14 protein-coding genes, 1 tRNA gene and 2 pseudogenes are annotated in these 13,017 nt (G+C 58.1%); 12 read left to right on the top strand and 5 right to left on the bottom strand.

Translation table 11 applies throughout. The features are described from left to right. The first annotated feature begins 65 nt into the window (after window positions 1–65). The 5 genes from ACFMPD_RS15255 (at window position 66) to ACFMPD_RS15235 (ending at window position 2,626) form a co-directional block, all read left to right on the top strand. Window positions 66–398 (top strand): ArsR/SmtB family transcription factor, encoded by a 333-nt coding sequence (locus ACFMPD_RS15255; protein WP_380996215.1) that lies wholly within the window; start codon window positions 66–68, stop codon window positions 396–398. After that, the gene (locus ACFMPD_RS15250) at window positions 391–819 is read left to right on the top strand and encodes an SRPBCC family protein (RefSeq protein WP_380996213.1); all 429 of its coding nucleotides are present in this window, start codon (window positions 391–393) and stop codon (window positions 817–819) included. Before ACFMPD_RS15255 ends, ACFMPD_RS15250 begins: the two co-directional genes overlap by 8 nt. A 26-nt stretch (window positions 820–845) precedes the next feature. Continuing rightward, a complete protein-coding gene (locus ACFMPD_RS15245) occupies window positions 846–1,160 on the top strand; it encodes a YciI family protein (RefSeq protein ID WP_380996210.1) in 315 nt (104 codons plus the stop codon). Window positions 1,161–1,365: 205 nt separating this feature from the next. Continuing rightward, window positions 1,366–1,442, top strand: a tRNA-Arg gene (locus tag ACFMPD_RS15240). A 569-nt stretch (window positions 1,443–2,011) separates the two neighbouring features. Further along, window positions 2,012–2,626, top strand: a complete 615-nt coding sequence (locus ACFMPD_RS15235; RefSeq protein ID WP_380996208.1) for a hypothetical protein — start codon at window positions 2,012–2,014, stop codon at window positions 2,624–2,626. 27 nt (window positions 2,627–2,653) lie between these two features. Here ACFMPD_RS15235 and ACFMPD_RS15230 read toward each other — a convergent pair whose 3' ends face one another. Then, entirely contained in the window at window positions 2,654–3,112 is a 459-nt protein-coding gene (locus ACFMPD_RS15230) for a hypothetical protein (RefSeq protein ID WP_380996205.1), read from the bottom strand. A gap of 60 nt (window positions 3,113–3,172) precedes the next feature. On the opposite strand from ACFMPD_RS15230, the gene ACFMPD_RS15225 reads away from it, so the two are divergent. Then, complete coding sequence (locus ACFMPD_RS15225) at window positions 3,173–3,601, top strand: DUF1214 domain-containing protein (RefSeq protein ID WP_380996275.1); 429 nt, start codon at window positions 3,173–3,175, stop codon at window positions 3,599–3,601. Window positions 3,602–4,205: 604 nt separating this feature from the next. Further along, complete coding sequence (locus tag ACFMPD_RS15220; protein WP_380996202.1) at window positions 4,206–5,087, top strand: alpha/beta fold hydrolase; 882 nt, start codon at window positions 4,206–4,208, stop codon at window positions 5,085–5,087. Between the two features lie 378 nt (window positions 5,088–5,465). On the opposite strand, the gene ACFMPD_RS15215 is transcribed toward ACFMPD_RS15220, so the two are convergent. Further along, window positions 5,466–5,825, bottom strand: a complete 360-nt coding sequence (locus tag ACFMPD_RS15215; RefSeq protein ID WP_380996199.1) for a hypothetical protein — start codon at window positions 5,823–5,825, stop codon at window positions 5,466–5,468. 48 nt (window positions 5,826–5,873) lie between these two features. Here ACFMPD_RS15215 and ACFMPD_RS15210 point away from each other — a divergent pair, with 48 nt between their 5' ends. Continuing rightward, window positions 5,874–6,389, top strand: a complete 516-nt coding sequence (locus tag ACFMPD_RS15210; RefSeq protein ID WP_380996197.1) for a hypothetical protein — start codon at window positions 5,874–5,876, stop codon at window positions 6,387–6,389. Between the two features lie 125 nt (window positions 6,390–6,514). Here the strand turns inward: ACFMPD_RS15210 and ACFMPD_RS15205 are convergent, their stop codons facing one another. Next, window positions 6,515–6,925: a DUF1254 domain-containing protein gene (locus ACFMPD_RS15205; RefSeq protein WP_380996195.1), complete on the bottom strand. Its 411-nt coding sequence runs from the start codon at window positions 6,923–6,925 to the stop codon at window positions 6,515–6,517. 140 nt (window positions 6,926–7,065) lie between these two features. Between ACFMPD_RS15205 and ACFMPD_RS15200 the strand changes: the two genes are divergently transcribed. Together ACFMPD_RS15200 and ACFMPD_RS15195 are read left to right on the top strand one after the other, a co-directional pair. Then, window positions 7,066–8,097 (top strand): helix-turn-helix transcriptional regulator, encoded by a 1,032-nt coding sequence (locus ACFMPD_RS15200; protein ID WP_380996193.1) that lies wholly within the window; start codon window positions 7,066–7,068, stop codon window positions 8,095–8,097. A 282-nt stretch (window positions 8,098–8,379) separates the two neighbouring features. Continuing rightward, on the top strand, window positions 8,380–9,654 hold the full coding sequence (locus tag ACFMPD_RS15195) for a DUF1214 domain-containing protein (RefSeq protein WP_380996190.1): 1,275 nt from the start codon (window positions 8,380–8,382) through the stop codon (window positions 9,652–9,654). Window positions 9,655–10,583: 929 nt separating this feature from the next. On the opposite strand, the gene ACFMPD_RS15190 is transcribed toward ACFMPD_RS15195, so the two are convergent. Then, window positions 10,584–11,570, bottom strand: coding sequence for an isocitrate lyase/PEP mutase family protein (locus ACFMPD_RS15190; RefSeq protein WP_380996187.1), 987 nt, complete (start codon window positions 11,568–11,570; stop codon window positions 10,584–10,586). A gap of 70 nt (window positions 11,571–11,640) precedes the next feature. On the opposite strand from ACFMPD_RS15190, the gene ACFMPD_RS15185 reads away from it, so the two are divergent. Next, window positions 11,641–12,543: a LysR family transcriptional regulator gene (locus tag ACFMPD_RS15185; RefSeq protein WP_380996184.1), complete on the top strand. Its 903-nt coding sequence runs from the start codon at window positions 11,641–11,643 to the stop codon at window positions 12,541–12,543. Window positions 12,544–12,595: 52 nt separating this feature from the next. On the opposite strand, the pseudogene ACFMPD_RS15180 reads toward ACFMPD_RS15185, so the two are convergent. After that, window positions 12,596–12,895, bottom strand: a pseudogene (locus ACFMPD_RS15180) (integrase core domain-containing protein); the annotation flags it as partial. Here ACFMPD_RS15180 and ACFMPD_RS15175 point away from each other — a divergent pair. After that, a pseudogene (locus ACFMPD_RS15175) lies at window positions 12,881–13,017 on the top strand (IS3 family transposase); the annotation flags it as partial. The pseudogenes ACFMPD_RS15180 and ACFMPD_RS15175 sit on opposite strands and share 15 nt — an antisense overlap.

Below are 13,017 nucleotides of genomic sequence, written 5' to 3'. Positions count from 1 at the left end.
CGGACCGCCGGGCCGGGTGGGCATTCCGGCTGTACCTTATTTAACTATTGTGTTAAATAGTGGGCATGAACGCCCTCTGCAGCACCTTTTCCGCCCTGTCCGATGCCACGCGCCTGGCGATTGTCGAGCAGTTGATGGATCAGGGGGAATGCAGCGCCGGTGATCTGGTGGCCCGCGCGGCGATGACCGGCCCCGCCGTGTCACGGCATCTCAAAGTGCTGCGGCAGGCCGGGCTGGTGACGCAACGGGCGCGCGGTACGCAACGGCTGTATTCGGTGCGGCCCGAGGGGTTGCGGGCGATAGCCGACTGGACATTGTCGCGCCGCACCTTCTGGGAGACCAGTCTGGACCGGCTCGACGCTGCGATCCGACGTGAAAAGGAAGAATGCAATGGCTGACCTGCATCTTGAGCGCGCATTCGATCTGCCCGCAAACGAGCTGTTTGACTGGATCACCCGGGCCGACAAGCTGCTGCAATGGTGGGGCCCCGAAGGCATGCATGTGCCCGAAGGCGACCTGGATTTCAGCCGCACCGGCCCGTGGTACTCGGTGATGCAAAACGCCGACGGTCAACGCTATAAGGTGTCGGGCCAGGTCACGCATCTGGAGCCGCCGCATGGGCTGGGCCTGACTTGGGCCTGGCATGACGATACCGATACGCGCGGCGCCGAAAGCCACGTGACGCTGCGCGTTGTGGCGACCGAAACCGGGTCGCGCCTGATCATCGACCACCGCGATCTGGGCGATGACGCGCAGGCAGACAGCCACGAAAAAGGCTGGGTCTCGACCCTGAACAAATTGTCCAGGCTTTTGCATTGAACGGATTTCAACAGAGGAGCAATATCATGCCGGAATTTATCTTTGCCTATCACGGCGGAAAAACCCCCGAGAGCCCGGAAGAGGGTGAAAAGGTCATGGCGGCCTGGCAGGCCTGGATGGGTGGTATGGGTGCGGCCCTGGTGCAGCCCGGCGCGCCGGTGGGCCTGTCCAAGACCGTCAGCGCCGCCGGTGTGGCCGAGGATGGCGGCGCCAACCCGCTGTCGGGCTATTCTGTGGTTAGCGCCGCCGATATTGCCGCCGCGACCGAAATGGCAAAGGGCTGCCCGATGGTCGTGGATGGCAGCGGCTCGGTCGAAGTCGCGGAAATCATCCCGATGTAGCGACCCGTCCCGGTCGCGCCAGCAAGGGCCGCCCGCCTTTACGGCCCCGCTGCCCGCGTCCCGGTCGATTCGATCGGTGTCGGCATCGCTGGCACCGACCTGAAAGGTCGGCACCAGGGCCCCGCCGCCCGGTGCCGCCGCAACCCCGGGTTTCTCACCGGCCTGCGTTTACACCCCGGTACAAATCCCTCATAAAACCCGCGCTGGCCCCGTGGCTCAACTGGATAGAGCAGCCCCCTCCTAAGGGGCAGGTTGCAGGTTCGAATCCTGCCGGGGTCGCCATTTCATAAATTGCACGATTTTTTCTCCTATTTTACAGCGGGTTGCGCGGGTGTGTCCCGTTTCTGAGTAAGCGTGTCCCATTTTAGGCAACCCTTACCAGTAACTTGACCATTCGTTCACGATCAGCAGCGCGCGTGTAACGCTCTACCTCAGACAGGCTCATATGCCCAACAGGTGCGCTTTGAGCCACGACAGGTCCGGGCCACATGCCCTAAACAGGATTGCGGCGATGAATCCTATATCTGGGAGCGTAATGTCGAACGGGGGAACTCGTGGCCCTGCAACGGTTGTGGCTCAAAGCTAATGTTCGCGCTCGGAGTTGTCATCGCGCCTAGCGACAAACCGTAAAGACCAGCCACTGATTTGTCCGCCGTAGAATATGCAACGAATTTGCTATAGCTATGCCCAAAAAAGCGAAAACCCGCGAGGACCGGTGAAGGCTGTCGCGGGCATCTAAGAGGTTGAAGACCTAAAGTTGTCTTCGATTGATGTGAATATAGGGTGATTTCCGCCCGAATGTCAAGAAAAACGGTCTAGACCCGTTAAGGACCGAGCGGAGCAGTAAGGCATTGGTTGCAAATATAATTTCTCAGGAGCGCCTGACAAAGTACCTTAGAGAGGCTGGTCACGATCAGCAGCGAGCACTAGCGCTTTATGGATGGAACATCCAACTGAGCGAAGCATTTTTCCCGGTTTTGAGCGCTTCTGAGGTCTGCCTTCGCAATACCATCTGCACACAATTGATCGCACTGTATGGACAAACATGGTGGGATGACCCAGCTTTTCTCCTTCAGATCAAGAAGAATGGGACGCGGATTGTAAAGACAGCCCGTGACAAACTCAGAACCCGTGGTCCTGTCACCTCGGGCGGAATGACAGCTGAACTCAACTTCGGGTTTTGGGTCAACATGCTCCTACCAAGACACGAACCGGTGTTTTGGCCGAACCTGAATGCTGCCTTCCCAGATCTGCCGTCGGCAGTCACCTACGCCGCCCTCTACAAGAGATGCGATGATGTCCGTGAGTTTCGGAACCGGATTTTCCACCATGAGCCGATCATGCACCGCAACATCACTAAGGAATACAGTCAGATCATGGAGCTCATCGGTTGGCTGAGCCCGGATAAGGCCAAGTGGATCAAGCCATATTCTCGGGTGATGACAGTGGCACGACAAAAGCCTTAGAACGCCAGCGCGACGAACCAAGCATCCTCAAAAGCTCCAGTTACACGTCTCGGCCAACTCCCCTAGCACCCCGCGCAGCGCAGATATATCAAAGATCGCGGTGTTTGGGTTCTCACCATAGGGAATGGTCTGAAGAACAAGCCTGTCTTCGTCTAGGAGTTCCTTCAGGAGGTTTCCGGCCCAGCTGGGGGCAAAGGTGGCGTTGCGGTCTGTGGACACACCCCACCGCTCTTCTCTCGCTTGCCCCGCGCCGATCCGGACGGTGACGCGCTTCCACTCCGAATACACATCGTTGGAATCGTCACCAAGAAAATCGCCCCAAACGACATAGGCCTCCGTCGTATTGGATTTGCACCGGGCGATGAACGTGACGGGATCTCCGGAACGCGATGTGCTGGTCTCGGCCGCAAGCGACAGTGTTACCGTCTGCGTATCATCGATCGGGTTCCTGCGGTCGACCAGGCCACGGCAAGCTATGGCACGCAACAGGGTGGCTGGGGCCGAACGGATACAATCGGCACCTATGGCGAGGATTACGTGTCGCGCATGATCGTGAACCGGATTGGCATCTGGGCCAACGATACGGTCGAGGTGATCTATTTCACTGCCGCTGCCGACAGTGCCGGGAATGTGCTGGACGGATCGAAATCCTACACGATCACCTTCCCGGCTGGGCAGAACCCGTCTGATGTCTGCACCGCATTCTGGTCGGTGACGATGGTCGGGCTGCCGGATTATCTTGTGATCGACAACCCGTTGGATCGCTACAACCTCAACAATGTCTCGCCGATGGCGACAAACACGGATGGATCGCTTGTCACGGGTTTCGGACCGGACCTGCTCGAGGGCGTGAATGAGGCCAATTGGCTGCCGACCGAGGCCGGTTCCGGCTTCTCGGCGACCTTCCGGTGCTACCGCCCCACCAACGAGGTGCGCGAAGGCACCTGGTTCGCGCCGGATATCGTGGCGCAATAGTCTACCCATTGGTTGGCCGGAAAGAAGCTGTTTGAAATTGACCATGCGCGTCAGCGCAAGAAGGAAACGAGGATGGTTCTGAATTCTTTTGGTAAAGTCAGTCGCTCGTAAATTGGTGTTGTCGGGCTTCAGAACCGATGGAACAGTTAGGGCGATCTGATCTGGAGAGATTTGGTCTTTGCCGAAGGACAAGACCACATTGCTCCGGCTGGCATCGCTCTCATCGTTGTTGCTGAAGTGCTGGTCGTCCGACGATGTTCATACTTAGACCGCAAGGGGACACTCGAATCAATGGATGGAAAGGCAGCAAAGTCTCGCGATGTCTGAATTCGAGGCGCGATCCTCGCTGCGGCCTGCATCAATGACCGCTTTTTCTACTGTGTGGCGGGATCAAGTCTTTTGCTCTCGCGGCATTTCTATCGCTGCATGCACACGCAGCGACAAAACCGAACTCACAGGTTGGGCTCACGCCGCAAGTTCGCCGCGTCGGGCGTGAACGGCGGATCTCCGAGACAGGGGCCGTTCGCCTGGTCGGGCTTGGACTGCCAGTGAGCGGACGGAGCGGACCTTATTCGAATTCACCACCTGTGCTATGATACCGCAAATGCTGGATCTTAATGCAGCCAAATCAATAGAGATCAACGGGACCGCCCTCGCGACTTTCGAAAATGGTGAGGGTGTTCCGTTGGTTTTTGTCCACGGCAGCGCGTCGGATGCGCGAACGTGGTCGCATCAGTTCGATACGTTCTCCCGACGCTTTCGCACAATCGCCTACAGTCGCCGCTTTCATAAGCCCAATTTCCCAATTCCCGACGACGCTCCTGATCCTATTCAAACTCATGTCGATGACCTCGCCAGTTTGCTGCGTACTCTCGATGCTTGTCCGGCGCATGTTGTCGGGCACTCGTGGGGTGGTCTTGTGGACCTGTTGTTGGCAAGGCAGTTTCCCGAATTGGTTCGAAGCCTTACCCTAATCGAACCTCCGGCGATTTCATTGCATGTGAGCATTCCGCCCAAGCCCCTTGAACTGATGCGCCTTCTGATATCTTCGCCACAACTGGCACTTGCCATTATGAAATTCGGCGGGGGCACGGTAGCACCCGCTGAGAAAGCGTTCCGTCACGGTGACGAGGAACGGGCGGTGGAAATCTTTGCCAGAGGTGTTTTGGGGAACCGATACTACAAAAATCTTTCAACGGAGCGTCGGGCGCAGGTTTGGGAGAACCGCGGTCCTGACCGCGCGTTGGCCTTGCACCACGGGTTTCCAGATCTGAAAGTTTTTCCTTTCTCAGAGATCCGAATACCAGTGCTTTTGATCGCTGGCACCGATAGCCCGACTATTTTCAGGCTGCTTGCGGAAAATCTTCACGGACGTTTCCCTGACGCACAAATGAAACTGATCGAAAACGCATCTCATGTTGCCCAGGAGAATGCGCCCGACGCATTGAACAAGGTGATCGAGGAATTCCTCGAATATGTCGAGTAAGGGCTCAGCCAACATCTTCGCCGCGCAGATCATCAAGGGCTGGATTGCGGTAAGCCGCCCTTGGGCCGTTCAGGAAACGAGGGATTTCCAGGCAGCAGAGCACGGCCATCCACGGGGCCACAACCGCTGAAGAATATTGTCTCGAAATCGCGTCCAAGAATCTACGTTCAGTGCCTGGATATTTCGATGAGAAGGCAAACAATTGAAAACAAATAGGAAAACCTGTTCGTATTTATTGTGAGCCGAGCCGGATGATTGCAGGCCAGTTGCAAATAATTCGGACCGAAAATCGGGATGATTGCAGGTCGAGCCGATTATGTTTGCAGGTCGCTACACGTAGACTTCAAGTATCGAAGGGCAGATCCGGCGCCTGTGGTTTCATTTTCTGAATCTGGCGGCCCGGTCCTGCATCCGTTGCAAGCTCTGCGCTGTGCCAACGGCCGACGCGGCCCAACCTGAGTTCATGTCGCCCGTCAGAGTGCGGACGATCACCGGGATGGAAAGTATCATCCCCAATGAGATCAACACGACCGCGAGGAACGGCAATGCCGCACCAATGCTGGTGAGGTTTTCGACGCCGCCTACCCGGCTTTGCAGAACGCGGAACAGACCGAAAATGACGGATATTGTCCCTGCAATCACAACCGGGTAAACTGACCAGCTTATGAGGGCTGCAACCGGCGCGGGCCGGGCGAGCGAGATCGAGGCTCTGCGCGTGGCGGCGGCGTTGGTCGGCATAGAGCGGCGGTTGGCGGAGATCGTCGCCCAGCACCGGAGGCCGCCCGGTTGCTGATCAAGTTCTTTCCCAACGGCAAGGGCGGCGGTGCGGGGCCGGTCGAATACCTGACCGCGCGCAGCGGGCCGGCCTGTGACGACAACCGCGATCTGATCCGCGATGCGTCGGGCGAGCCCATGACCGTGACGCGCGCGCCGCTGCCGGAGGTCGTGCGCGGTGATCCCCAGGGCATGATCGACCTGATCGACGCTTGCCCGCACAAGTGGACCTATCGCGCCGGTGTCGTCAGCTTCGCCCGCGAGGACGCCCCGACCGAGGACCAGCAGCAGGAGGTGATCGACCGTTTCGAAGAGATCGCCTTCGCCGGCCTCGATGCGGACCGCTATGCGTGCCTCCATGATCGCGTTGCTCAGGTCGCAGCTCTCATGGGTCGAAGCCTTGAACGGCTGGATGCCGGAATCCGGGCGACTCAACGACAGTATGGAGCACGCGCAGAGGGCGAAGAAGCTTCTCGGGACGCGGTGAGCGACGAGACTGAGGGAGAGGTTCATGGCCTTCGCCACTGACCGCCATGCAGCATTGCAGGCGCAACACTCAACGCGGGACACGGGACACGGGACACGGGACACGGGACACGGGACACGGGACAATGAAGGCGCAACACGCGGCACGCAACACTGACTACGCAGCACTACGCTTCGGCGGAAATCTCGACATCCGCCCCTTCCAGGCACATGGCGAAGGTGCCTTGCGGATGCTCAGGGGTGCGCAATTCGTTGAGGTTGGCCACCACTTCACCCCAGGGGTCGATGAACTGGACGGTATAGGAGCGGTCGGTGATCTCGGGCACATGGGTCAGGGTGCAACTGTTTTCGTCCACGGCCACCCACGCCTCGCCATAGGCGACATCGAGATTGGGGTTTGCCCAACTCACCTTGCCCGGTTCGCGGTGGAACATGACGTTCCACTCATAGCCGCCTTCGTTGAAGTCGATATGTTCCTGCCTCAGCACGAACATCCGCCCCAAAGTATGAATATAGGTGTCGATCAGGCTTTGCTCGTCGACGATGTCGCTTGCCGCGGCAGGGGTTGACAGAGCCAAAGCTGACGCAGCCAAGGAGTTGGACAGAGATCGCATGAAAGTCACTCCCGGTTGTTTTTTTGATTGGAATTTTTGGTTCGATTGTTCCGCGACCAGGGTCGTGCCGTCTATGCAGATTGTGCCAAGCTACCCGCGCAGCTATGCAGAACGGAAAACGTGCGTTACTTTGGATCGTTGTATTGGTGAATGAGGCCGACATGAACGCATGGGCCAGCATTTCGGAAAACACTGTCACGCAGCGTGCAGACCTTCGAAACATCGAAGACCTGAGCGATGCCGTCCTGGGGGCCGGGCTTGAAGCGGTGCAACTGTCGAATGATCCGGTGTCAGGTAGCCTGACCTTCACGCAGTTCGACGGAATAACATGTTCGTCAGGACATATTCAGGGCAAGGTTTTGCTGGACGGCGCCCTGTCAGAGGATCAGGTGACGCTGGGTGCCGGGCTTGCGATCTCCCCAGGAGCCCGCCATTGGGTTCATAGTGAAATTCAGGACGGTTCCGCCGCGTTGTTTCATCCCGGCGACGGACACCACGCGCTTTACGAGGCTGACAACCTATATGCTGTGGTGTCAATGCCAATGGAACTGTTGGAACACCTTGCCGCCGAGGACGGGGTCGTGATCGACAAACGTGCCCTGGGCGGCACGCGGATCGACGGAGACGTGTTACCAAGGGCAACCACCGCCATGCTGCGGCGAGGTTTCATGCGGCTACATACGCATGACCGAGTGTCTCCGATCGAGGCAAAAATCACCGCCGAGATGTTGCTTGCTGCCGTAATTGACCACTTTGGGCATGACGCGAACCACGTGCGGCAGCCGAAATCCCCCTCGGCGCAAGCTCGCGTGGTTTCTGAGTCGCTTGAGTTCATCAGCGCAAATCTCGAGGGGCCGCTGACCATCGGTGCAATTGCCAATGCAGCGGGCACGTCGCGGCGCAGCCTGCATCGGGCGTTTGCCGAGCTGCTGGGCGAAACCCCAGGAACCTATATCCGCAAATTGCGGCTCAACCGCATTCGCCGGGATATCGTCTCCGACACTGAACGCGCGGCGACGATCACAATACTGTCGATGCAGTGGGGCATTTCCGAACTGGGCCGGTTTTCCGGCTGGTATCGCGAGCATTTTGGCGAATTGCCATCGGAAACGATGGCACGATACCGCCATCACTGACGCCTGCGTCCTGAGACCCCAAATCTTGGCACGATCTGCATAGACCCGTTTTTCGCTGCGGTCCTATCATCAGGTATCGCCATCCATGAAACGAGGTGCGATCTTGATTGGGAGATTTCAGCCATGCGTAAAGTCATTGCCTTCACCGTTTCGGCTCTGGCCCTGTCCAGTGCGGCCTACGCTCAGGAAACCATCCAGACCCGCGTCGGTCCGCTGTCCTTCACTCACGAGTTCGAAAGCGGCTACCCGACCGACGAAACTGTGGCGCACCTCTTTGACGTCATGGATTTCCAGCGCGCCACTCAGGCCTACATCTGGGCCATTCCCATCGTGGCTTTCGCGCAATGGCAGAAGGTCCACGAAGTTGATTTTCAGGCCCAGTCCATGGATATCGTCTATTACCCGCATCTCGAAGACAAATACGGCCTGCTGACCGCCAACGCCACCACTCCTTACGCGCTCAGCTTCATCAACATGGCCGAGACGGGCCCGGTCGTCATCGACATGCCTGACGCCAAGGTGCGTGGGGCCACGCACTCCATGTGGCAGATCGGGATCACGCAGATGACTGAACCCGGGCGTTATGTTTTCTATCCGCCGGGAACGACGGCGCCCGTGATCGAAGGGGCCAAGGTCTTTGAGTCTCCGACCAACAGCATTTTCTTCGGTATTCGCCTTCTGGCGCTGGAGGAGACGCAGCAAAAGGCCGATCTGGCGGGGATCCGGATCTTTCCGGTTTCGCAAATCGGGCAGGACAACAGCACCAATATCATCGAGGTCGACGGGCGCCCCTGGCAGGGCTGGCATCCGCGCGGCATTGGCTATTTCGAGATCCTCGCCGACATCCTGGGCCGCGAACCGGTGCAGGAACGGGATCGCTTCTTCATGGCGATGCTGAAACCTTTGGGCATCGAACAGGGCAAGCCTTTCCATCCGACTTGGCGGCAGGAACGCATCCTGTCAGAGGCGGCACTGGTCGGGGAAGCGATGGCAAAGGCCAACGATTTCGCCAATGACCGACTCGAAGCCGCGTTCTATTCCGACGGCACTCATTGGGAGGTGGCGACCACTTCGCCCATCAACCAGAAATGGGAAACATATGACGCGCTCGATGGCCGCGCCAAGTGGTTCTACGAGGCCGTTACCAATGACTCCGCCATGCAATCGGATCGACCGAATTGGGGGCAGATCTATCTCTCAACCTATCGCGACAGCGACGGCGAGTGGTTGGATGGCGGGACATCCTATGTGCTGAATGTGCCAGCCGATGTTCCGGCAGGCGAGTTCTGGTCGGTCTCTGTCTATGATGTCGCGACCCGCGCCCTGATCGTCAACAAGGAAGGCGTTGCAGACAAATCCTCGCGTATGGATCTGGACGTCAACGATGATGGCAGTGTCAGTATTCATTTTGGCCCGACACCGCCCGAGGTCGGAGAGGCCAACTGGATTCCGACCCTCGAAGGCAGGGCCTGGTTCCCGTATTTCCGGCTCTACTCGCCCACCGAACCCTATTTTGACCGATCCTGGGTTTTGACCAATATCGAGAAAGCAAAGTGAATTGGAATTGGCGCCTCATTCACCGGATGTTTTGCAGGACCAAAGCATCGTTCTTGTACCAGGGATCGGTTCCTTCATCTTGGTTTGCCGCGGGGCAAGACTCCGGAGCAAACTGAATGGAAGAACCCGGAATACCCATGAGGCCTCTGTTCTCATCACCGTTCATTGAAAAACGAAGAGGCTGAGTCATCTGCCACGCAGTCAGACAGTCCCTTTTCATTTGTTCCGGCGGGTTATTCGCGACAGCAGTTCTTTTCACAATTGAAATTCTCCCGTGGTCCCCGGAGTTCGATCAATACTGCATTCACTGGCAAGCCTCGTTGAGCCGGAGTTTCATGCGAGGACTGCATCAACTCAGTTTTTTGCCGCGTCTTAAGTGTCTGCACTCCACGCAGAAAAAGAGCGGTCTTATGTCTTGGGCTTTTCCAGGTGCGAATGACCACACACGCTACATCCGCTTCGATGCGGGTGTGCTTGCAGTGCTTGCGATGGGTTGCAGCAGAACCGCATCACGTTTGTACAGACCATCTTCAGCGAAAGTAACATGTCGTTCGGGAAAACATTTGGTCCGGAATGGCCGGTCTGACGTCGCTTGCTGAGCTGCGACCACATGGGTGCAGCGACTGCGACGGAGTGCTGCTTCAGCGATAGCGGTATCTGCACCAAGCAACTCCGTCCGCAACTTTCGTATCTGGGCTGCGGGCGGCGAAAGTGCAGCCTCGGTTTTGGCGAAAACGATGCCTGCGATTGGCTATTGGCTGGTTCGTTGGTGAGTTGGACCCGCGCTCTTGGGGGCGATTCCGGTAGGGGCAGTATTATATCAAAAGCCTCGGAAATTCTGAGTTGTGGAAAATGGCAGCAGATAGCCGAACCTGCCCACTCGTCGGTGCGCTGCGAACAACTGCCGTGGGCATTGGGTATCCCCGGGATCAGCCCATGGCCCGCTGAACAACTCTCATGTGATCTGCCGCATCGGCATCCGATATCGCCCTGTCAGCGTAAAAATAGCTTCCGCGCTCCTTCAGCTCTGTCGCGGCGCGGACCATCTCACCAAGCGCCGCGCGCGCCAGCGAACCGCCAGTGCTGATGCGTCGGACGCCAGTCTTCGAGAGATCGTCTACCGTGTACGTCGTGGCGGAAAGCCCGACGACCACGTTGACGGGAACCGTGACCGCTTCACACACCGCGCGAACGCATTCGATGTCCGGCAGGCCCGGAGCGTAGACCACATCCGCTCCAGCTTGTTCGAAGGCTTGCAGGCGTCGAATCGTGTCGCCAAGATCAGAACGGCCGTAGATGTAGTTTTCCGCTCTGGCGGTGATCAGGAAATTCTTCGTAGGCCTTGCATCAACAGCCGCGCGTATCCGCTGAATAGCAAGCTCGAAATCGTAGATCGGATCGCTCGGGTCGCCCGTCGCATCTTCGATAGCGCCACCGCACAGCCCGACGGTTACGGCCTCGCGCACGGTCTGCGCGCAATCCTCCGGCGATGCACCGAAGCCGTTCTCCAAGTCCGCGGAAACGGGCAGCGATGTGGCCTCGACGATCGAACGAGCATTGTCCAAGACCTGCTGGCGCGACAGGCTGCCGCTGGAATCCCGCAAGCCCATCGAGAAGGCCAGCCCCGCACTTGTCGTTGCCAAGGCCGGAAAGCCCATGCCTTCGAGGATACGTGCGGTCCCGGCATCCCAGGCGTTCGGCATCAGGAACGCGCCAGGCGCTCGGTGAAGACGGACGAACTCGCAGAGTTTCTTTTTCGCGGCTGATTGCATGTGCCGATATTCCTTTCGCAGTTCGAAGGACTCCTCCTTGACCTCCTGCTTCGGTACGAAGCGCCAATCCCCTCCTTGTTCCATCGTTGCCGTGGGTGACATGCGTGTTGCCACGAACATGCTCTGAGCAAGTATTCCCAACATCCCGATCACCTCCAAGATCAGGTTAGGGTAGCTTTAAGAATTTCTGAAACGAATAGGTTTGCTAAGCGTGATGAGCACTGCTTATTATCCAGACATGAAGCGCGACCTCGAAATCGACCTTCTGCGGTCCTTTGTGGCCGTGGCAGCCCATCTCAACTTTACCCAGGCAGCGAAAGCGGTCGGCCGCACCCAGTCGGCGGTGAGCCTTCAAGTGAAGCGGCTTGAAGAAATCGTCGGAAAGCGCCTCTTCGACCGAAGCCGTCAGTCTGTCGCGGTCACGCATGCGGGCGAGGCCCTGCTGGTTTATGCCAATCGCATCCTCGCTGCGACCGACGCCGCGCTCTCACATATCCAGCGGCCCGAAGCGGCAGGGCTGGTTAGGATTGGAGCACCAGACGACTATGCCACATTCCTGTTGCCGTCGATCCTCTCTGCCATCGGCAGGGACTATCCCAGGCTGCAGCTGGAAGTTACGTGCGACAATGCCTGCAATCTACTGCCGCAAATTGATACACGGGTCCTTGATGTCGTCGTCGCAACTCACCCGACGAATGCCGTTGCGGGCGAGATAGCTCGATACGAACCGCTTCACTGGGTCGCTGCGCCGGACTATCTGGACGATCCAGCGTCGCCGCTGTCGCTGGTGCTGTTTCCAGCAGGATGCGTCTGCCGCGACATCGCCCTGGACGCCTTGCGGCGCATCGACCGACCGTGGCACGTGGCCTATTCCACCCGCAGTATCGGGCTGATGGAGAAGGCCATTCTCGAGAACGCCAGCGTGTCGGTGATGGAGGCTTCGACTATCCCCGCAAGTCTCAAGGTCATCGACGGCAGAGAGGGATTCCCCTCACTGCCAGATGTGGCCGTCTCAGTTCATCGGTCGACAAACAGCGAAGCGCATGTCTCCCTCGTAGCGGACTATCTTTTGGCAAAACTCGCAGGCGCCCAATCAAGAGATGTGGCCGGGCAATGAAGCTGATGGTCCGACGACGCGGCAGCCATCCGTGTCGAGAGCTGACATTCGATCAATGACCGTTTTGTCTGCACAGTGAGCTACTCCCCAATGTTTGGACAGGTTCTGGCGTAGTTTTAGCTACGCTTTGCTCCTGCTGATCGGTTTGGATTTCGTCTTTTCTCAGCCAATAGGCCACGGCTGATGTTGTGCCGCCATGGGCGGAATGTGGTCGCTTGCGGTTGTAGAACCCGATCCATTTTCCGACGCCCGCTTTTGTCTCTGATCCAGTCTCCCGAGCATGCAGGTAGACGCATTCGTATTTCAGGCTTCGCCAAAGCCGTTCCACGAAAATATTGTCGAGGAAGCGCCCCGTCTCAGCCTGGGCAGCTATGGCCGGCCAAGAATGACGGAAGAGCTGAAAGAGATCGGCCTGGATGTTGGGCACCGGCGTGTGGGCAGGCTGATGCGCCAGAACTGTGAACCGGCATGCAA

Source organism: Sedimentitalea sediminis, assembly GCF_042687825.1.
Taxonomy (GTDB): Bacteria; Pseudomonadota; Alphaproteobacteria; order Rhodobacterales; family Rhodobacteraceae; genus Sedimentitalea.
The sequence above is the reverse complement of the archived record's forward strand: the minus strand, read 5'-3'. Positions and strand labels throughout refer to the sequence as shown.